This window comes from Streptomyces sp. NPDC024687 (genome assembly GCF_055559055.1).
Genome location: NZ_JBVHLJ010000008.1, coordinates 102,492 through 122,822, shown reverse-complemented (window position 1 = coordinate 122,822; position 20,331 = coordinate 102,492). Strand labels below are relative to the sequence as shown.

At 69.5% G+C, this 20,331-nt stretch carries 15 protein-coding genes; 4 read left to right on the top strand and 11 right to left on the bottom strand.

The annotated features are described in order from the left end of the window. The 8 genes from ACZ39I_RS29445 to ACZ39I_RS29410 form a co-directional block, all read right to left on the bottom strand. Nucleotides 1-1,017: an ABC transporter ATP-binding protein gene (locus tag ACZ39I_RS29445; RefSeq protein ID WP_467247745.1), complete on the bottom strand. Its 1,017-nt coding sequence runs from the start codon at nt 1,015-1,017 to the stop codon at nt 1-3. A gap of 173 nt (nt 1,018-1,190) precedes the next feature. Next, nucleotides 1,191-4,058 carry a glycoside hydrolase family 2 TIM barrel-domain containing protein gene (locus ACZ39I_RS29440; protein WP_467247744.1) on the bottom strand — a complete coding sequence of 956 codons (2,868 nt, stop codon included), beginning with the start codon at nt 4,056-4,058 and terminating at the stop codon, nt 1,191-1,193. Between the two features lie 26 nt (nt 4,059-4,084). Further along, a complete protein-coding gene (locus ACZ39I_RS29435; protein WP_467247742.1) occupies nt 4,085-4,951 on the bottom strand; it encodes a carbohydrate ABC transporter permease in 867 nt (288 codons plus the stop codon). After that, nucleotides 4,948-5,916 carry a carbohydrate ABC transporter permease gene (locus ACZ39I_RS29430; RefSeq protein WP_352381754.1) on the bottom strand — a complete coding sequence of 323 codons (969 nt, stop codon included), beginning with the start codon at nt 5,914-5,916 and terminating at the stop codon, nt 4,948-4,950. Before ACZ39I_RS29430 ends, ACZ39I_RS29435 begins: the two co-directional genes overlap by 4 nt. Nucleotides 5,917-5,936: 20 nt before the next feature. Further along, nucleotides 5,937-7,199 carry an ABC transporter substrate-binding protein gene (locus ACZ39I_RS29425; RefSeq protein WP_467247741.1) on the bottom strand — a complete coding sequence of 421 codons (1,263 nt, stop codon included), beginning with the start codon at nt 7,197-7,199 and terminating at the stop codon, nt 5,937-5,939. A 230-nt stretch (nt 7,200-7,429) separates the two neighbouring features. After that, nucleotides 7,430-9,274, bottom strand: coding sequence for a glycoside hydrolase (locus ACZ39I_RS29420; protein ID WP_467247740.1), 1,845 nt, complete (start codon nt 9,272-9,274; stop codon nt 7,430-7,432). Nucleotides 9,275-9,312: 38 nt separating this feature from the next. Continuing rightward, nucleotides 9,313-10,587, bottom strand: coding sequence for an ROK family transcriptional regulator (locus ACZ39I_RS29415; RefSeq protein ID WP_467247738.1), 1,275 nt, complete (start codon nt 10,585-10,587; stop codon nt 9,313-9,315). Between the two features lie 99 nt (nt 10,588-10,686). Beyond that, on the bottom strand, nt 10,687-11,940 hold the full coding sequence (locus ACZ39I_RS29410) for a D-arabinono-1,4-lactone oxidase (protein ID WP_467247737.1): 1,254 nt from the start codon (nt 11,938-11,940) through the stop codon (nt 10,687-10,689). A gap of 119 nt (nt 11,941-12,059) precedes the next feature. Between ACZ39I_RS29410 and ACZ39I_RS29405 the strand changes: the two genes are divergently transcribed. The 4 genes from ACZ39I_RS29405 (at nt 12,060) to ACZ39I_RS29390 (ending at nt 17,551) form a co-directional block, all read left to right on the top strand. Continuing rightward, nucleotides 12,060-13,067, top strand: coding sequence for a hydroxyacid dehydrogenase (locus ACZ39I_RS29405; RefSeq protein WP_467247735.1), 1,008 nt, complete (start codon nt 12,060-12,062; stop codon nt 13,065-13,067). A gap of 636 nt (nt 13,068-13,703) precedes the next feature. Further along, nucleotides 13,704-14,378: a pyridoxamine 5'-phosphate oxidase family protein gene (locus tag ACZ39I_RS29400; RefSeq protein WP_467247733.1), complete on the top strand. Its 675-nt coding sequence runs from the start codon at nt 13,704-13,706 to the stop codon at nt 14,376-14,378. A gap of 62 nt (nt 14,379-14,440) precedes the next feature. Further along, the gene (locus tag ACZ39I_RS29395; protein ID WP_467247732.1) at nt 14,441-15,763 is read left to right on the top strand and encodes a radical SAM protein; all 1,323 of its coding nucleotides are present in this window, start codon (nt 14,441-14,443) and stop codon (nt 15,761-15,763) included. Nucleotides 15,764-16,072: 309 nt separating this feature from the next. Next, the gene (locus tag ACZ39I_RS29390; RefSeq protein ID WP_467247730.1) at nt 16,073-17,551 is read left to right on the top strand and encodes a cellulose binding domain-containing protein; all 1,479 of its coding nucleotides are present in this window, start codon (nt 16,073-16,075) and stop codon (nt 17,549-17,551) included. 43 nt (nt 17,552-17,594) lie between these two features. Here ACZ39I_RS29390 and ACZ39I_RS29385 read toward each other — a convergent pair whose 3' ends face one another. The 3 genes from ACZ39I_RS29385 to ACZ39I_RS29375 all read right to left on the bottom strand — a co-directional run bounded on the left by ACZ39I_RS29385 (nt 17,595) and on the right by ACZ39I_RS29375 (nt 20,290). Continuing rightward, nucleotides 17,595-18,287 carry a GntR family transcriptional regulator gene (locus ACZ39I_RS29385; RefSeq protein WP_467247729.1) on the bottom strand — a complete coding sequence of 231 codons (693 nt, stop codon included), beginning with the start codon at nt 18,285-18,287 and terminating at the stop codon, nt 17,595-17,597. A gap of 87 nt (nt 18,288-18,374) precedes the next feature. After that, the gene (locus ACZ39I_RS29380; protein ID WP_467247728.1) at nt 18,375-19,376 is read right to left on the bottom strand and encodes a proline racemase family protein; all 1,002 of its coding nucleotides are present in this window, start codon (nt 19,374-19,376) and stop codon (nt 18,375-18,377) included. 20 nt (nt 19,377-19,396) lie between these two features. Further along, nucleotides 19,397-20,290 carry a dihydrodipicolinate synthase family protein gene (locus tag ACZ39I_RS29375; RefSeq protein ID WP_467247727.1) on the bottom strand — a complete coding sequence of 298 codons (894 nt, stop codon included), beginning with the start codon at nt 20,288-20,290 and terminating at the stop codon, nt 19,397-19,399. Nucleotides 20,291-20,331: the final 41 nt, after the last annotated feature.

Below are 20,331 nucleotides of genomic sequence, written 5' to 3'. Positions count from 1 at the left end.
TCAGACCGCCTCGGTCGCGGGTTCCGCGTGGACGTAGGCCGCCCGCATCACGTCTTCGAGATCGGCCTCGTCGATGGCGACGCCCGTCACCTCGTACCGTTCGATGACCGCCTTCAACGCCTGGTGCACGGTGGGGGAGTCCGGCCCGTCGGGGCTCTCGGGGCCGAACACGACCTGCGGGCCCTCCTTGCTCAGTACCGCGATCCCCGGCAGCGGCACGACGTCCGTGTGCACGTCGGCGAGGGTCGCGCGGACCTGCCACGTGGAGCCGAACCTGCGGCGGATCTCGTCGAGCGAGCCGTCGAGGACGAGCCTGCCGTGGTTGATCAGGACGACCCGCTCCGCGAGCCGCTCCACCTCGGTCATGTCGTGGGTGGTCAGCAGGACTGTACGGCCGCGCTCCTCGACCTGGTGGCGCAGGAACTCCCGCACCTGCTCCTTGACCACCACGTCCATGCCGATGGTCGGCTCGTCGAGGAAGACGACCGGCGGGTCGTGCAGCAGCGCGGCCGCGAGGTCGCAGCGCACGCGTTGGCCGAGGGAGAGATGACGGACCCGGGTGTCCCAGAAGGTGGACAGTTCCAGGATGTTGTCGAACTCCGCGAGACGCGCGGCGTGTTCGGCCTTGGGAACCTCGTAGATGTCCCGGAGGATCGAGAAGGACTCGCGCACCGGCAGGTCCCACCACAGCTGGGTGCGCTGCCCGAACACCGCGCCGATGTTACGGGCGTTGCGTTCGCGATCCTCGTACGGCACCACGCCCGCCACGCGGGCCTCGCCGGAGGTGGGCGTGAGGATGCCGGTGAGCATCTTGATGGTGGTGGACTTGCCGGCGCCGTTCGGGCCGAGCAGGGCGAGGAGTTCGCCGGGCGCCACGTCGAAGGTGATGTCCGAGACGGCGTGCTTGGCGACCCGCTCCGGGTTGACCAGGGAACGAAGGGTGCCGGCGAGGCCGGGGCGGCGGACGGTGGTGTGGAAGGTGCGGGACAGGCCGCGAACCTCGATGCTTCCGGGCACGCTGTGAACTCCCTTGTTGGGAACAAGAGTTGCGGCCGGTCGGCTTGGAGGGCCGACCGGCCGCGGGTACACCATGACCGTCGCAGAATCCCGATCACACTGGCAATGGATTAATCCACCGGTGAATTGGACTAATCGATCACCGGCAGGTCATTGGCAGGTTCACCGGCAGATCACCGGGAGAGCACCGAGAAGACGAACGAGAACTCCGCCGGCTCGGCCCGAAGGTGGTACTGCGGGAGCGGGCCCGGACCGCAGGACGCGGTCCCGATGCCGTGATGGCCGTGGTCGAGGTTCACCCACACCGTGTCACCGGCCTTCAGATCCGTCAGATGCGCCGCCGCGTTCAGCTGCTCGGTCGTCCAGCGCCGGGCCGTGAAGGCGAACTCCGGGTCGCCCTCGATCCGCAGTCCGCCGAGCTCCACCCAGCGGACATCGGCGCGGGCGCCGTTCTCCTGCGGGCGCAGATACGGCGTCTGCAACGCGTCCACCGTCGAGTCCCAGCGGCCGACCACCGAGGCCTTCCGGGTGTCCGGGTAGGCCTCACCGGGACCGCCGCCGAACCACTTCACCTGGTCGGCCTCGGGAAGTCCGAGCCGGACGCCGAGCCGGGGCAGCGGCACCGTCCACTCGCCGTCCGGGGCCACGGACACGGTCAGCCGCAGCCGGTCGCCGTCGGACGTCCAGCGGTAGACCACACCCAGGCCCACCTCGCGGGCCGCGGGCGCCACCCGGGTGCGGACCGTCAGCGCGTTCTCGCCCAGCTCCACCGAGTCGAGCCGGTGCTGCATCCGGTGCAGGCCCAGGGTCCGCCACAGCGTGCTGTAGCGGATGCCGGTGGCCCACTCCGTGCCCTCGTCGTTGTCGGTCGTCGCCCGCCACACGTCCAGCCGCGGGCTCTCGACGGCAACCCCGCCGATCGCCTTGAGCGCGCCGGTACGGCCGTCGAAGGACGCCGGGCCCAGGGTGATCAGCTTCTCGCCGCGCACCGGCCGGTCGGTGGGCGCGACGGAGGGCCGTACGGGCGCGGTCGCCGGGAACTGGCCCCACGCGACGACGTGGTCCTTCGACGCCCAGGACGTGTCGGACGCCAGCAGCGCCCGCACCGTCCACTGCGCCTCCGCACCCTCGTGGGCGGGCGGCTCCGGCAGCTTCAGGTCCGCCGACTCCCCGGGTGCCAGCTCCGGCACCGACAGCGTGCCGGCCTCGACCGTCTCGCCGTCCACCTCGTACGACCACTCGAAGGCGAGCTCGGACAGGTCGGCGAAGTCGTACTTGTTGGTGACGCGTACGGTGCCGTCGGCGCCGTCGATGCGGACCGGCTCGATGACCTTCTTGTACTCGATCAGGCCGGGGGAGGGCGTGCGGTCCGGGAAGATCAGGCCGTCGCAGACGAAGTTGCCGTCGTGCAGCTCCTCGCCGAAGTCGCCGCCGTAGGCGTAACCGAGCTCGGCGTGCTTGACGCCGTGGTCGATCCACTCCCAGATGAAGCCGCCCTGGAGACGGTCGTACGTCTCGAAGAGCTCCTGGTAGTCGGCGAGGCCGCCGGGGCCGTTGCCCATGGCGTGGGCGTACTCGCACTGGATGAAGGGGAGTGCGCGGCGCTTGTGGGTGCCGCCGTCGAGCTCCTTGCCGATCTGCTCGACCTCGGCGTGGTTCGCGTACATCCGCGAGTACACGTCGGTGTCCCGGCAGTTCCAGTCGCCCTCGTAGTGCACCAGGCGCGAGGAGTCGCGGGCGTGGATCCACTCGGCCATCGCGGTCAGGCCGCGGCCGGTGCCGGCCTCGTTGCCCAGCGACCAGAAGACGATCGAGGGGTGGTTCTTGTCGCGCTCGACCATGCGGGCCGCGCGGTCCAGGAGGGCCGGGGTCCAGCGGTCGTCGTCGACGGGGTTGTCCCGCCAGTCCTGCTCGGTGAAGCCGTGGGTCTCCAGGTCGCACTCGTCGATGACCCACAGGCCGTACTCGTCGCACAGGTCCAGGAAGGCCGGGTGCGGCGGGTAGTGCGAGGTGCGCACGGCGTTGATGTTGTGCCGCTTCATCAGCAGCACGTCCTCGCGCATGGTCTCCAGGTCGAGGGTGCGGCCCTTCTCGGGGTGCCACTCATGCCGGTTGACGCCCTTGAACAGGACCGCCTTGCCGTTGACCTTGATCAGACCGTCTTCGAGAACGACCGTACGGAAGCCGATGCGCAGCGGGACCCGCTCGCCCTCGGTGACCAGCTCGCCGTCGTAGAGCCGGGGGCTCTCGGCGCTCCACGGTGCCACCAGGGTGGTGGCGGACTCGCCGGTGGCGACATCGATGTCCAGGGCGGGCACGAGCACCCGCCCGTCGACGTCGGAGTCGACACGCAGCGTGCCCTCGCCCGTGAGGTGGTCGTAGGAGGCGTGCACGAAGAAGTCGAGGACGGCGCCCGCCGGGCGGTGCAGCAGGGTCACCTCACGGAAGATGCCCGGCAGCCACCACTGGTCCTGGTCCTCCAGGTAGGACCCGGCCGACCACTGGTGCACCCGGACCGCGAGGACGTTGCCCTTCGGCTTCAGCAGATGGCCCACGGCGAACTCGTGCGCGAGGCGGGAGCCCTTGAACTCGCCGATGTCCGTGCCGTTGAGCCAGACGCGGGCGCAGGACTCGACACCGTCGAACCGGATGACCGCGCCGCCGTCGGCGGGCCAGTCCTCGGGGAGGTCGAAGACCCGCAGGTGGTCGCCGGTCGGGTTCTCGGTGGGGACGTGCGGCGGGTCCACCGGGAAGGGGTAGAGGTGGTTGGTGTAGATGGGCAGCCCGAAGGCCCCGTCCCCCTGAAGGACCCAGTGCCCGGGGACCGTGACCTCGGCCCAGCCGTCGGCGTCGTATCCCTCCTCGGCGAAGGAGTCGTCCTCGGCGTCGGCGGTCGCCGAGAGCCTGAAGCGCCAGGCGCCGTCGAGGGAGAGTGCCTTCGCGTCGGAGGACGGGTACCAGGCGCGGGGCGGGAGGGCCCCGCTGCCCGGTGAGACGTCCTCGACGTAGTCGAAAGCGCTGCTGGTGGTGCGGAAGGACATCGGTCTCCAGGTCCTGAGAGAAGGTGTCAGCCCTTGATGCCGGTCTGCGCGATTCCCTGGACCAGCCAGCGCTGGAGGAAGAGGAACACGAACACCAGGGGCAGGATGGAAATGGCGGCGGCCATGAAGATCAGGTGGAAGTTCACGGTCTGGTTGGTGATGAAGGAGGAGAGCGCGACCTGCACGGTCCAGGAGCTCGGGTCCTGAGCCAGGACCAGGGGCCACAGGAAGGAGTTCCAGGCGCTGATGAACGTGATCGTGGCGATGGCCGCGAAGAAGTTCAGCGAGTTGGGTACGACGATCCGCCAGTACGCGCCCCAGTAGCCGAGCCCGTCCACGCGTGCCGCCTCCTCCAGCTCCTTGGGGAATCCCAGGAAGTACTGCCGGAACAGGAAGCAGGTGAAACCGCTGAACAGGCCCGGGATGATCAGACCACGATACGTGTCCACCCAGCCGAGGGACGAGACCAGCACGAAGCTGGGCACGAAGGTCACGGCCGTCGGGACCATCAGGGTCGCCAGGACGGCGTAGAAGACCTTGTCGGCGTGCTTGTAGGGGATGCGGGCCAGGCCGTAGCCGGCCAGGGAGCACACCAGGAGGGTGCCCAGCGTGGTCGAGACGGCGACGACCAGCGAGTTCACCATGGAGCGGCCGAACTCGACCGTGGGGTCGTCGAACAGTTCGGAGATGTTGCCCCACTGGAAGGAAGGCAGCACCTTCCAGTTCTCGCCCGTGATCTCTAGATCCGTGGAGAGGGCGTTGCGAACGATCAGGTAGAAGGGGATCAGGAAGAGCAGGGCGGCGATGCCGACGGCGACGTACAGTCCCGAGTTGCCGAGAACGCCCCGGCCCTTCTTGTGCTGCTTGCCGACCTGAGGAGTGGTGGTGGTCACTTGCCCTCCTCCCCCCTTCCGAAGCCCATGAACTTGCCCTGGATCAGGGTGACGAGACAGATGAGGAGCGACAGGATGACCGCGCCCGCGCTGCCGGCGCCGTAGTCCTGGTTGGTGCCGAGGGCCGTCTTGTAGAGCTCCATGAGCGGTGTCTGGGCCCAGGTCGCCTTGAGGGTGATGATGTTGAAGAACTCGTCGAACGCCTGGTACGCGGCGATGAGCAGCAGCAGGATCACGGCGGTCGAGGTGGCGCGCAGCTGCGGCAGCGTGATGTACCGGAAGGTCTGCCAGCCCGGCTTGGCGCCGTCGATGGCCGCGGCCTCGTACAGCTCGCCAGGGATGTTCTGCAGCGCCGCAAGGAACAGGATCATGTAGAAGCCGGACTGGATCCACAGCCGCAGGCTCACGATGACCACCCAGTACCAGGGCGGGCTGGGGTTGGCCAGATAGGCGATGTTCTCGACGCCGAACCAGCCGAGGACGGTGTTCATCAGGCCGAAGCGGACACCGCTGAAGATGGACATCTTCCAGATCAGCGCGGCGGCCACGTAGGAGACGGCGGTCGGCAGGAAGAACACCGAGCGGAAGAACGCCCGCATGAACCGCAGCCGGTGCACCAGCAGCGCCAGCCCCAGCGACAGCGCCCAGGTGGTCGGCACGATGAATGCGGCGAACACGCTGAACGTCAGCAGTGAGTCGGGGAAGCCGCTGTTGGTCAGGATCTGCTTGTAGTTGTCGAAGCCGATGAAGTGGCTCGGTGTGACGGTGTACCGCGCGTCGAAGAAGCTGAGCCAGATGCTCCAGAAGATAGGAACGAAGACGAAGATCACCAGGCCGATGAGGAAGGGCCCGGTGAAAAGCCAGAAGTTGAAGGTGGGGTTGCCCCGCAGGCCCCGCCGCGGCCGGGCCGGAGAGGCCTTGGCCGGGGCGGGCTGGGCGACCCCGCGCGTGGTGGTGGTCGACATGTCGTGGAGTTCCCTGCGGCCTATCCGAACAGCTTCTTGAGTTCGACGTTGACCTTCTTGTCGCAGGTGTCGAGCGCCGACTCCGGGTTGCCGTTCTTACGGATGGAGGACGCGATCACCTCGGCGAACGCGGTCTGCATCGTCTGGTCGTAGGCGATGTTGTCGAAGTGGCCGTAGTCGGTGAAGAGCTTGACGCCCTCGGCGGGCAGGCCCGTCTTGAGCTTGGTGGCCGAGTTGGCGATCGAGGTGCGCGGCGGGATGTGGAAGCCGTACGAGGTGGCCCAGTCCTCCTGGTACTGCTTCTGGTCGATCCACAGCCACTTGACGTATTCCTTGGCGGCCTCGACGTTCTTGCCCTTGGCGTTGACGAAGATCGACCAGCCGCCGTTGTAGACGGACTGCTTGCCGGCGGACCCGATCTTCGGGAAGGGGAAGATGCCGAGGTCGTCGCCGAGCGCCTTCTGCATGGCCGGCATGGACCACATGCCGCCCCACTGCATGGCACACAGGCCCTGGTTGAGCGAGGAGGGGTCCCAGAAGTCGGTGGGGGCGTCCAGGAGCACGTTGCCGCTGGTGAACAGCTGGCGCAGCTGCTTGAGGCCCTCGACGACGCCGTCCGTGTGGTAGGCGATCTCGTTCTTCTCGTTGATGGTGTCGGCGCCGGCGGACCAGATGATGACGTTCTGGATCGCGGTGAAGTCGTTGCCGAGGAAGACGCCCTTGACCTTGTTCGTGGTGAGCTTGGCGGCGGCCTCGATCAGCTCCTCCAAGGTGGTGGGGACCTCGACCTTGGCCTTCTCGAACATCGACTTGCGGTAGTAGAAGAACTGCGGGTCGTCGATCATCCGTATCCCGTAGATCTTCCCGTCGACCGTGTGGGACTTGATGTCGTTCGGGTTGAAGTCGTCCTTGACCGGGTCGATCAGGTCGGTCAGGTCGGCGACCTGGCCGCTCTTGACGAGCTGCAGCTGCGGGTGGAACTCGAAGACGTCGGGCGCCTTCTTGGTGAGCAGGGCCGCGAAGAGCGCGGACTCGAAGTTGTCGCCCGTGATCCAGTTGGTGCTCACGTTGGCCTTCTTGTACGCGGCCGCGTACTTCTTGATGGCCTGCTCCGTGCCCGCCTCGCCGTAGGCGTGGAAGTACTGGGTGAGCGCGTCGCCCGACCCTCCGCCGCTGCGCCCGGTGTTCCCGCCGCACGCGGCCAGCCCGCCCGCGGCGGCCAGACCCATCGCGGCCTGCAGAACGCTTCGACGGTTCCAGTTGGTGTTGCTCATTGCCGACATGCTGACGTCCTTGTCTCGAATACGGCTGCGGCTCTGCGCCATGGCTCTGCGGCTCAGTGCCAGGTGGCTCAAATGGACCTGCGGTGCGGGACGTTAACCTTCGGCTAAGGCTTCGGCAAGGGGTTGGACGAAGTCTGCACGAAGCGTTGTGCGGCGTTCGGGATACCGGACGCCCCGGGGTCGCGGGCCGCCGCACCAGCGGCCCGCAACCCCCCTGTAGCGGTGAGGTGTTACTGCTTGAACCAGGCCTGGTTGGTCCCGCCGTTGCAGGTCCACAGGCCGACCTTGCTGCCCTCGGCCGTCGCCTGTCCGCCGACGTCCAGGCAGGTGCCCGACGCCTCGCTGACGACTTGGCCGTTGGAGTTCAGCAGCCACTGCTGGCTGCCGTCACGGGTCGCCTCCGGGCTCGTCGTGAGCCCCGAACTCCCCGCGGCCAGATAGCCGTTCACGCCCTTCAGGCGGCCCTTCGCGTCGTACGACCACACCTGCTCGGACCCGCCCGTGCAGCTGCTGATCGCCGCACCCGAGGCGCTCGCGGTCAGGCACTTGCCGGACTGCTTGCCCACCAGCGCGCCCGTGACCGCCGACGTGCCGTGGCCCTTCTGGTCGAGGACGTACGTCGTGATGGACCGGGCCGGCAGGGTCGCCGACGCCGTGCCGCCCTTGACCGACGGCTTCGCGACGTTCGCCCAGCTCTCGGTCGCCGAGGTCCGCACGGCCTTGCTCGCGCGCACCGGCGCCTTGCTGTTGAAGTGCAGCTTCACCGCGGTGTCGGTGGTGTTGTGGTTGTTGACCACGACGACCCACTTGCCGTGGTCGTCGTACGTCGACACCTCGACGCCGTCCGGCGTGCCGGTCACGTTGTGGGCGACCGCGCCCGGCCGGACGAACTTGCTGTACTGGCCGAGCGCGTAGTAGCGCTTGGTGAAGTACAGGGTCTGGTTGCCGTTGGTCGCGTAGTTGGGGTCGTAGTAGATCAGGCCGTCGTTCCAGCCCTCGCTGTTCTTCGCGAGGGGGTCGGAGCCGATCTGCTCCGACAGGGCGACCCACCACTGGAACGCCGAGTCGTGCGCGGTCGCGAAGTCCTTGTAGATGATCCGGGAGAGGTTCAGACCACCGTCGATCGTGGGGTCGTACTCCTGCGCCCAGCCCGTGCCGCCGTTGCCGAAGCAGCAGATCTCCGTGGACCAGGACTGCTTGCCGACCGACTTGGACGTCTCGTAGATCTTCGCCCGCTGGTCGTCGCCCGGGTTGTTGTACGTGTGATGGGCGAGCTTGTCGACGTACTGGGCGGTGTCCGGCTGCGAGATCCACTGCGGGACCTCGGTGTTGAAGCTCACCGTGGAGCTGGACTCGTCCGCGATGATGCCGGTCTTCTGCTTCCGGGCCTGCTGCTCGGCGCCCAACGCCCGCACGATGTCGTCGCGTTGGTCGACCGGCACCAGCATGCCCTCCTGGCCGCAGCTGTCGAAGCTGTTGGTCGGCTCGTTGAAGGGGCTGATGTAGTCGAACTTCACGCCCTGCTTGGCGAAGTGGGCGGTGACGTCGGCGACGTAGTCCGCGAAGTCCTGTGTGTTCTCCGTCTTCAGATAGCCGCCGCAGCTCTTGGCGTTGGTCTTCCACTGCGCCGGCGCGCTGTTGGCGAAGGCGATCAGGTCCTTCACGCCGTACTTGGCGGCCGCGTACAGGAACGTACGGCCCGCCTTGTCCTTGCTCCAGTCGTACGAGCCGTCGGCCTTCAGGAAGTCCTCGGGGGCGCGCGGCGCGTACGTCACGCCGGTGCCGCCACCGCCGATGTTGTAGCGGTAACTGCTGAGCGCCAGGCCGTCCTTGGAGAACAGCAACTTGGACACCCGGGCCTGGACCTTCGGGTCGAAGTTCTTCAGGTCGTTGACCCACCAGGCGCCCGAGGCACCGATGTTGTCGATGGCCTGGGCGGCGTGCGGGGACACTTCGGCCACCGTGGGGGTGGAGGCCGACGCGGGCGGGGCGGATATCAGCGGTCCCGCGACAGCGAACGCGGCTGCGGCTGTCAGCAGGGCCGATCTCTTGTGGTGGGGGTGAGACACGTGCATCCCTTCCGTCGTCATGAAGGTGGTGCGGTGTACGGCTCCTAGCGGAGGTCGTGCGCCTTGCTTCTCGCAGGAGTGGTGCGCTTTGTTGCGGTCCTCTGCCCGACCGACTGGAGCGCGCCCTCGAGCGCGAACGTCGCCGCGCCCAGGCATGCCGGGTCCGTCGGGATCGGGGAGAGGACGATCTCGGTGGCGGCCATCGGCCGGGGCAGCGCGTGCCGGGCGACGGCCTCGCGCACCTCCTCGACCAGGGGCTCGCCGAGGGCGGACGCGACCCAGCTGCTGAGCACGACCACCTCGGGGTTGAACAGGTTGACCAGGTGCGCGATGGAGGCGCCCAGATAGCGGGCGGTGTGCCGGACGACCTTGACCGCCTCCGGGTCCCCGGTGAGCATCCCGCGGGCCAGCGCGGCGATCGTCGCCGTCTGGTCGCCCGGGTGCAGCAGCTCGCTGTCGGGGCTCAGCTCCCGCAGGTTCAGCATGATCCCGGGGGCGCCCACGTACGTCTCCACGCAGCCGTGGTTGCCGCAGCGGCACGGGCGTCCGTCCAGGACGATCGTGTTGTGGCCCCACTCGCCCGCGCTGTTGGACACACCGCGGTGCAGGGCGCCGCCCAGCACGAGCCCGGCGCCCACGCCGGTCCCGAGGGTCACCACCACGGCGTTCCCGCTGCCGCGCGCGGCCCCGAACCACAGCTCGGCCACGGCGACGGCACGCAGCGGATTGTCCAGGTAGAGCGGGTAGGCGATGTACTCGGAGAGCAGGTCGAGCAGCGGTACGTCGTGCCAGTCCCAGTTGGGGGCGTACTCCGAGATGCCGGTGGCGCGGTCCACCTGCCCCGGCACGCTCACGCCCACGCCGAGCACCCGGGCGCCCTCGATCCCGGCCTGCGCGACCACCGAGCCGACGGCGGCGGCGACATGGCCGACCACCTGCTCGGGGAGGCTCTCGCCGGGGCGGACGTCCTCCTCGGCGCGGGCCAGGACGTTCAGCGCGAGGTCGAACAGCTCGACGTGGACATACGTCTCGGCGATGTCCACGCCGATCAGCGCGCCCCCCGACGCGTTGACGGCCACGAGCCCACGGGGGCGCCCGCCGGCCGACTCCTCGAACCCGACCTCCGTGATCATGCGGAGTTCGAGCAGCTCGCCCACGAGCGTGGCGACGGTGGCCAGGCTCAGCCCGGTGGCCGCCGCCAGCTCCTGCCGGGACGTGGGCGACTCGGCGATGATCTGGCGCAACACCTCGTAGCGGTTCGCGGTGCGGATGTCGCGTGATGTGCGCTTCACCGGGCCTGCCCCCATCCCTTCGCTCATGCCGGGACGACAGTGGCACCGGCGCGGCGCAAGGTTATGGGCTGCCGGGGACTTTGTACAAGGGGTTAGGAAAGGGGCTTTATAAAGTCCGGCCGACCGTCAGTCGGCGAGTACGGCCCGGACGAAGGCGTTGGCGAATTTTCCCTCGGGATCCAGCTCGTGCGCCAGCTTCCGGAAGTCGCCGAGCCTCGGGTAGCGCTCGCGCAGCAGGTCCGCGGGCGTGGTGAAGACCTTCCCCCAGTGCGGCCGAGCGTCGAAGGCGGCCAGTGCCTCCTCCAGTCGGCGCACCACCGGAAGGACGGCCGCGGTGTCCTCGATCCAGGTGAAGTGCAGGGCCACGGTGTCCCGGCCGGAGGAAGGGCTCAGCCACTGCTCGTCGGCGGCCACAGTCCGCACCTCGCAGATCTGGAGCACCCCGGCGACCGTGTCCCGGATGCCGTCCACCGCGTGCAGCGCCTCGACGGCGTGTTCGCGCGGCAGCAGGTACTCCGACTGGAGCTCTGTTCCGCTGCTCGGCGTGAACTCGGCCCGGAAGTGGGGCAGTCGGTCGTGCCAGGGCCCCGGCACCCCGAACTGCTCGGTGCAGTTGAGCGTGGGCATCCCCGGCACCGGGTGCATCTTCTCGGTGGCGGGCGCGGCCCACGGGAAGTCCGCAAGGGGCTGGTCCGTCCGCCGTTTGACCCAGACCTGCCGGAAGCCCGGCGCGCGCCAGTCGGTGAAGAGACTGACGCTGTAGGCCGTCGACATGACCGTCCCGAAGGCCGCCGAGTCCAGCCCGGTGAGGGGGAGTTCGGTGAAGACGTACTGCTCCACGTCGAAGGACGGCACGAGGTCCAGGGTGAGCGCGGTGACGACACCGAGGGCGCCGAGTGAGGTGACCGCGCCGCCGAAGCGGGGGTCGTCCCGACCGATGGTCAGCACGGAGCCGTCCGCCGTGACCAGCTCCACCTCGCGCACGGCCGAGGCGAGCGGACCGTTGCCGACGCCCGAGCCGTGGGTGCCGGTCGCCACCGAGCCGGCCACGGAAATGTGCGGCAGCGAAGCCATGTTGGGCAGCGCGAGGTCGTGGGCGTCCACCGCGCGGGCCAGTTCGGCGTACCGGACGCCGCCCGGGACCCGTACCGTACGGGCCGTCGTGTCCACGTCGATCACGGGCGGCAGGCCGGCGATCGACAGCAGGACGCCCTCCGGGCCCGGCTCGGCGATCTCGTTGAAGGAGTGCCCGCTGCCCAGCACCCGCACCCGCGCGCTGCCCGCGACCAGGGCGGCGACCTCGTCGAGCGAGTGGGGCCGGTGCAGTTCCTTGGCGGAGTAGGTGATGTTCCCCGCCCAGTTGGTGATCGTCTCCGACATGTCCGTCGTTCCTCCCGGGAGTGCGTATGCGTTGACCCTCTCATTTGCCGGGGCCTACCGTAGAGAGCGTTTTCTGCAAGCGTTTCCGTAACCTTCCGTAAGTCTGGAGGATCACCACCTTGCCCGAACGACCCCAGGCGCTGTTCGCCATGACCGCCGAGAACGTGCCGCTCGTCTTCCCGCCCGAGGTGCTGGCGCGACTGCGGGAGTGGGTGGACATCGATCCCGGGCGGGTGGCCGAGGACCTCACCGACCCGGCGCTGGCGGACGTCCTGGCCCGCACCGAGATCCTCGTGACCGGCTGGGGCTGCCCCCGCCTGGACGCGGCCGTCCTCGACGCGGCCCCGAAACTCCGGGCCGTCCTGCACTCGGCCGGCTCGGTCAAGGGGTTCGCCACCCCGGAGGTCTGGCAGCGCGGGATCACCGTCTCCTCGGCGGCCGAGGCCAACGCGGTGCCCGTCGCCGAGTACACGCTCGCCGCGATCCTGCTCGCCGGCAAGGACGTCTTCGTGCGCCGGGAGCGCGTGCGTACCGAGGGCGCGTCTGCCGGGTGGGGGATCGTGCCCGGCATCGGCAACCACGGGCGGCGGGTCGGCGTGATCGGGGCGTCCAGGATCGGGCGGAAGGTCATCGAGCTGCTGCGGCCGTTCGACCTCTCGGTGAGCCTGACCGACCCGTACGTCGACGAGAGCACGGCGGCGGAGCTGGGCGTCCCGTTGCTGCCGCTGGACGACCTCCTGCGCACCTGCGAGATCGTCAGCGTCCACGCCCCGGAGACCGCTGAGACCCGGCACCTGATCGGCCGCCGCGAACTGGCCCTCATGCCGGACGCCGGGGTGCTGATCAACACCGCGCGCGGATCCCTGGTCGACACGGACGCCCTGGTCGACGAACTCCGCACCGGCCGCCTGAGCGCGATCCTCGACGTCACCGACCCCGAACCCCTGCCCACCGACTCCCCCCTCCACGACCTCCCGAACGCCTTCGTCACCCCGCACCTGGCCGGATCCCAGGGCAACGAACTGGCCCGCCTGGGCCTGGCCGTGGTGGCGGAGGCGGAGCGGGTGGTGTCGGGGGGAGCGGTGGCGCACCCGGTGCTGCTCGAGGCCCTGGAGCACGGCGCTTGACGGCTCGGTGGGTTGCCTGGGCGTGAGGTGTGAGCCTGGGCCGCTACGGCGTTGTCGGCTGTGTGGGTAGGGCGGCGACGAGTGGGTGTCGCGGGGCGGGGCGCAGGCGTGGCGTACCCGGTGCTGTTCAAGGCGCTGCAGCGGGGCGTTTGACGGCTCGGTGGGTTGCCTGGGCAGGGATTGAACCCCGGCCGCTACGGCATTGGCGGCTACGCGCGCAGGGCGGCGACGAGTGGTGTCGTGGGCGGGGCGCAGGCGTGGCGTACCGGTGCTGTTCGAGGCGCTGGAGTGGGAGGGCTGACGCTCGGTGGGCTGTCTGGGCCTGTGGGGTATGGACCCGTGCCGCTGCGGCATTCCGCTGGGTGAGTAGGGCAGCGACGAGTTGGCGCGGCTGGGGCTGCCGTGGTCGGCGCAGGCGTGGCGTCCCGGTGTTGTTCGAGGCGCTGCAGCGGGGCGTTTGACGGATCCGTGTGCTGGCTGGGCAGGGAGTGAGTCCGGGCCGCTACGGCGTTGGCGGCTGCGTGCGCAGGGCAGCTACGAGTGGGTGTCGTGGGCAGGGCAGGGCGCGGGAGTGTCGTACCCGGTGTGTTCGAGGCGCTGGAGTGCCGGGCCAGACCCCTCGGTAGCCTGCCCGGCATGAGCCCTGACCCCGTCCCCGCCACCCTCCCGCAGACCGAGCTGACCCGGCACCGACGGCTGCGTGAGCAGGGCAGCCTGGATCGGGCGGATCTGGACGCCGTCCTCGATGCCGGGTTCGTCTGTCATCTGGGCGTGGTGGTCGAGGGGCGGCCGCTGGTCGTGCCCACGGTGTACGGGCTGGACGAGCGGCAGCTCTATCTGCACGGCTCGGTGGCCAGCCGCAGTCTCGCCGGTGGTACGCCGGTCTGTGTCACGGTCACACACGTCGACGGGCTGGTCCTCGCGCGGTCCGTCTTCGAGCACGGCGTCAACTACCGCAGCGCCATGATCCACGGTGAGGCCCGCAAGGTGACCCACCCCGAGGAGAAGCTGGCGGGCCTGCGCCGGCTGACCGAACACGCGACCCCCGGACAGTGGTCGTACGCCCGGCAGCCGAGCCGGAAGGAACTCGCGGCCACCACCCTCCTCGCGCTCAACCTCGACGAGGCCTCCGTCAAGATCCGCACCGGCGCGCCCGACGACGGCGACGGACCCGACGCCGAACTGGGGCTGTGGGCCGGTGTGCTTCCGCTCACCTCGGTGTGGGGCGCGCCCGTTCCCGACCCGTCCCTGCCTCCCGAAACGCCCATACCGCCCCACATCGCGCGCCGTGAGGGGACCCGGCACGGGTGATGTCGGTGCGAGGGCATACCGTGAGGAGTCGGTCGTACGTCTGAGCCGGGAGGAGACACGGGATGGGCAGCCGTACCGCGCTGGTCGAGGATCTGATGGAGAGGTTCCCGCAGGTTCCACGGGAAGCCGTCTTCAAGGAGGACCTGCTGCGAGGTGGCGTGGCCTTCGACCCGTCCGCCCTCAGCGACAACGAGTCGGGTGAGATGAAGCCGAAGTCGTACTTCATCTTCTCCTTCGACCACGGGACCCTGCCGGAGCTGGGCGAGGCCGCGCTGCGCCGGCCGCCGGAGGAGATCATCCTCACCGGCGGGCCGTACGACCTCAGGCGGACGGTGGTGTCGGTGCGGGTGAACCCCGCCTCGCCCTACCGCGTGGCGGCCGACGACTCCGGCATGCTCGGGCTCTACCTCGACGGCAAGCGGATCGCCGACGTGGGCGTGCCGCCGATGCCGGAGTACTACCGGCACAAGCTCTCCAGCGGGAAGTCCGTCATGGAGGTCGCCCCGACCATCCAGTGGGGCTACCTGGTCTATCTGACCGTCTTCCGGGTGTGCCAGTACTTCGGCGCCAAGGAGGAGTGCCAGTACTGCGACATCAACCACAACTGGCGCCAGCACAAGGCGGCCGGGCGGCCGTACACGGGCGTCAAGGACGTGGACGAGGTCCTGGAGGCGCTCGAGATCATCAACCGGTACGACACCGACAAGATCTCCACCGCCTACACGCTCACCGGCGGCGCGATCACCTCGAAGCTCCAGGGCCGGGACGAGGCCGACTTCTACGGCATGTACGCCAAGGCCATCGAGGAGCATTTCCCGGGCCGCTGGATCGGCAAGGTCGTCGCGCAGGCGCTGCCCAAGGACGACGTGCAGCGCTTCAAGGACTACGGCGTGCAGATCTACCACCCCAACTACGAGGTGTGGGACGAGTACCTCTTCAAGATGTACTGCCCGGGCAAGGAGCGGTACGTCGGCCGCGACGTGTGGCACAAGCGGATCCTGGACTCGGCGGAGGTGTTCGGGGCACGCAACGTCATCCCCAACTTCGTCGCGGGCGTCGAGATGGCGGAGCCCTTCGGCTTCAAGACGGTCGACGAGGCCATCGCCTCCACCACCGAGGGCCTGCGGTTCTTCATGTCGCACGGCATCACGCCCCGCTTCACCACCTGGTGCCCCGAGCCGACGACCCCGCTCGGCAAGGCCAACCCGCATGGTGCGCCGCTGGAGTACCACATCCGGCTGCTCCAGGCCTATCGCCAGACCATGGACGACTTCGGTCTCTCCTCGCCCCCCGGGTACGGCCCGCCCGGACCCGGCCGTGCCGTCTTCTCGGTGAGCTCCTTCATGGACAGCCTTCCGGCGGCCCCGGAACCGGCCGAGGTCTGATCAGCGCGACAACGGCGCCGGCCCGCTTCGGGGTCGGCGCCGCTTGGTGCCCACGATGGCCGGGTTTCTCCGTTGCGGCTGATTTCTGTGTGGCGGGATTGATACGTTTCCGCTTCCGGTCCGTACACAAGGACACGACTTTGCGCAGCACCATGCCGTGGGGGAGTGGACCGAACCCTCGGTAACCGATTTGAATAGCGTGCTTGTCAGTTGTGTGGGAGGCGTGAAAGGCTCCTGTCCTGCCGCGAGGTTCCCCCCAACTCCTTTGCCAGTATGGCGAGTTGACTTCGCTTTCGATGCAGGAGACCCATGCCCGACCTGCCGACCCCCCAGGACGCCGCCGAGGCCGCGCTGTTCTCCGAGTGCTGGGATGCCGTGCTGTCGTACGCCGATCTGTGCACGGCCGGCTCCACCGCGGCCACCGAACTGGCCACGGAGGCGTTCTCCCTCGGCATGCGCGAGGCCCGCGACGCGGAGGCCGCCGTGCGTGGCGCCGGCCGCCGTCCGGCTCGGCTGCCCCGCATACCCCTGCTGCTCACCGCAGTTCGCACCGTCGCCGCGGACTGGGAGACCCAGGGCCTCGGCCACCGTCTGGACCCCGATCTGCGGCTGTGGCTCAACTCCGACAAGGCCGCCCGCTACACCGGCCCGCCGCTGCAGCGTCCCATCGCCCTGCGGGGACTGCGCGATCTGCAGGCGGCGGACGCCGAACTGCTGTGGCTGGCCGAGGTGGAGGCGCTGCCGCTGCCCACGGTGGCCCGCCGGCTCGGCCTCGACCCGGCCACCGTGGGCGAGGAACTCGCCCAGGTGCGCGGCCTGTTCCGGGACCGCAGCCACCGCAACCACCTCGACATGCCGATGGACGCGCAGTGCCGCAGTTACGCCCGGCTGCTGGACGCCGTCACCCGCTCCACCTCCGGGGAGACCCCGCCCGACCTCTCCCGCCATCTCGCGCGCTGCCGGCAGTGCGCGGAGGCCGCCGCCTGTCTTCGCCTGCACGGCGGCGGCCTGCCCGCGGCCCTCGCGGGCGGGGTGATCGGCTGGGGCGGCCTCGCCTATCTGGAGCGCCGCCGCCGGGCCGCCGAGGTACGCCTGGGCGCCGGACGCCCCCTGGCGCTGGAGAGCGGGCCCCCGAACCCCGGCGCGCACAAGGCGAAGGCCGTGCGCAACGGGCTGCTCGTCGCCGCTGTCCTCGTCTCCCTGCTCGCCCTCGCGGTGTCGATGATGCCGGGCGACGACATGAAGAACGGCGCCGCCGGGCCCGGCACCTCGGCCGAGGGCCAGCCGGTGGCCAACCCCACCTGGTCCGTCCCCACCGCCACCTCGCGGGCGCCCGGCTCGGCGGGGACCTCCGGCACACCCACGGGTAACCCCTCGGAGTCCACGAGTGTGAAGAACTCCGACCCCGAACCCCAGGGCACCTCCTCCGCCGGCGCCGAGGAGCCCGAGCCCAGCGAGAGCGTCACGCCGGCCTGCCGGGTCGCGTACTCCCTCGTCAACCAGTGGCCCGACGGCTTCCAGGCCGTCGTCACCGTCACCACCACCCAGGCTCTCGGCGACTGGCGGGTCACCTGGTCCTTCAAGGACGGCCAGAAGGTGACGCAGATGTGGGACGCGGACTTCACCCAGAGCGGCGCGAAGGTCACCGCGAGCGCCGCCGACTACAACAAGTCGGTCCCCGCGGCCGGTTCGCTCTCCTTCGGCTTCCTCGCCTCCTGGCAGAGCAGGAACGCCCCGGCGTACGACTTCTCCCTCAACGGGCGGGAGTGCGCCAAGTCTGACGGTTGATCAGGTCGGCAGGCTGTTGGGTAGCCGTTGGGTACGGCGTCGCCTACTTCGCCGCCCACAGACCTCTGACGTGCCCGATGTGCCGGGTCATGACCTCGTGGACCGCCCCCCGGTCGCGGGCGATCAGCGCGTCGAGGAGTTCGAGGTGCTCCTCGGCGGAGGCCAGCAGGCGGCCGGACCTCACCAGCGGGGTGAGGCCGTACAGACGCGACCGCTTGCGGAGGTCACCGACCACCTCGACCAGGTGGGCGTTGCCCGCGAGGGCGAGCAGGCCGAGATGGAAGCGGGTGTCGGCCTCGACGTACGCGATGAGGTCACCGGACACCGCCGCCTGGACGATCTCCCGGGCGGCGGGACGCAGCGCCTCCAGGGAGACCGGGTCGGCGGTCGAGGCCAGCTCCACGACGGTCGGGATCTCGACGAGCGAGCGGATGTGGGTGTACTCGTCGAGCTGCTTCTCGGAGACCGCGGTGACCCGGAACCCCTTGTTGGGGACGGTGTCGACCAGGCCCTCCTTGGCGAGGTCGAGCATGGCCTCGCGCACGGGCGTGGCCGACACGCCGAAGCGGGCGGCGAGCGCGGGCGCCGAGTACACCTGCCCCGGGAGCAGCTCACCCGCGATCAGCGCGGCCCGCAGGGCGTCGGCGACCCGCTCCCGGTAGCTGCTCTTCTTGCCGCCGAGGACGGGCAGGGCGGGGGCAGCGGCGGCGGGGGTACTGGATCGCTGGGCGGCCATGAGAGGCATCTCCTAGTGGTGCAAGTGCAGGTGCAATGTCACGCGGCACCGGGCATTATCCTCGACGTTCCGGGACGCGCTCAGGCCTCACAGGACGAATCCCGCCGGGAACGGGTCGGTCGGATCGAGCAGGTACTGGGCCGTGCCGGTGATCCAGGCGCGCCCGGTGAAACTGGGCAGGACAGCCGGACGGCCCGCCACCTCCGTCGTACCGAGGAGCCGGCCCGTGAACCGCGTGCCGATGAAGGACTCGTTCACGAACTCGGTGTGCAGCGGGAGTTCACCGCGCGCGTGCAACTGGGCCATGCGTGCGCTGGTGCCGGTGCCGCAGGGGGAGCGGTCGAACCAGCCCGGATGGATGGCCATCGCGTGCCGGGAGTGCCGGGCGGTGGCACCGGGCGCGATCAGATGGACGTGATGGCAGCCGCGGATGGACGGATCCTCCGGGTGGACGGGCTCCTCCTCGGCGTTGATCGCCGCCATGAGGGACAGCCCCGCCTTCAGGATGTCGTCCTTGCGGTCCCGGTCGAAGGGCAGCCCGAACTCCGCCAGCGGCAGGATGGCGTAGAAGTTGCCGCCGTACGCCAGGTCGTAGGTCACCGTCCGCCCGTCGGCCAGTGCGATCTTGCGGTCCAGGGCGACGGAGAAGGACGGCACGTTCCGCAGCGTGACGTTCTTCGCCCTGCCGTCCTCCACCGCGACCTCGGCGACGACAAGACCGGCGGGGGTGTCGAGCCGGATTGTGGTGACCGGTTCGACGACCTCGACCATCCCGGTCTCCACCAGGACGGTCGCCACCCCGATCGTGCCGTGTCCGCACATCGGCAGATAGCCCGAGACCTCGATGTAGACGACACCCCAGTCGCAGTCGGGGCGGGTCGGCGGCTGGAGGATCGCGCCGCTCATCGCCGAGTGCCCGCGCGGCTCGTTCATCAGCAGCTGCTTGATGTCGTCGCGGTGCTCACGGAAGTACAGCCGCCGCTCGTTCATGGTCGCGCCGGGGATCGTGCCGATCCCGCCGGTGATCACGCGGGTGGGCATGCCCTCGGTGTGCGAGTCGACGGCGTGCAGGACGAGTGTGCTGCGCATGGTCCGCTCTCCTTGACGAGTTACGCGAGTCCCGCGGCGACGGCCTTCTCCGTGGCGGCCCGCACGACTGCCTCCTGCTCGGGCAGCAGGGGGACGCGCGGAGGCCGCACGGGTCCGCCGTGCCGGCCGACGATGTCCATCGACATCTTGATGGCCTGCACGAACTCGACCTTGGAGTCCCAGCGCAGCAGCGGGTGGAGTTGCTCATACAGCTTCTTCGCGGTGGCCAGGTCACCACTCACGGCGGTCCGGTACAGCTCGACCGAGGACCTGGGCAGCGCGTTCGGGTAACCGGCCACCCAGCCCTTCGCCCCGGCCAGGGCCAGCTCCAGCAGGACGTCGTCGGCGCCGATCAACAGATCGAGTTCCGGGGCGAGTTCGGTCAGCTGGTAGGCGCGTCGGACATCACCGGAGAACTCCTTGACCGCGCGGATGAACCCCTCCGCGTGCAGCTTGGCGAGCAGCTCCGGCACCAGGTCGACCTTGGTGTCGATGGGGTTGTTGTACGCCACGACCGGCAGGCCCGCCTTCGCGACCTCGGCGTAGTGCGCTAGCACCGACCGCTCGTCGGCGCGGTAGGCGTTGGGCGGCAGCAGCATCACGGACGCACAGCCGGCGTCCCGTGCCTGCTCGGCCCAGCGGCGGGACTCCGCCGAGCCGTACGCGGCCACCCCCGGCATCACCCGCTCACCCCCGATCGCGGCCACGGCCGTCTCCACGACCTTGGCCCGCTCCTCGGGCGTGAGCACCTGGTACTCGCCGAGCGAGCCGTTCGGTACGACGCCGTCGCAGCCGTTCTCGACCAGCCAGGCGCAGTGCTCGGCGTACTTGTCGTAGTTCACCGACAGGTCGTCGTTCAACGGGAGGGCAGTGGCGACGAGGACTCCGCGCCACGGACGAAGGCTGGTGGTCATGTGGATCGCCTCTCCATAGGGTCCATGGGGTCTGACAGTCT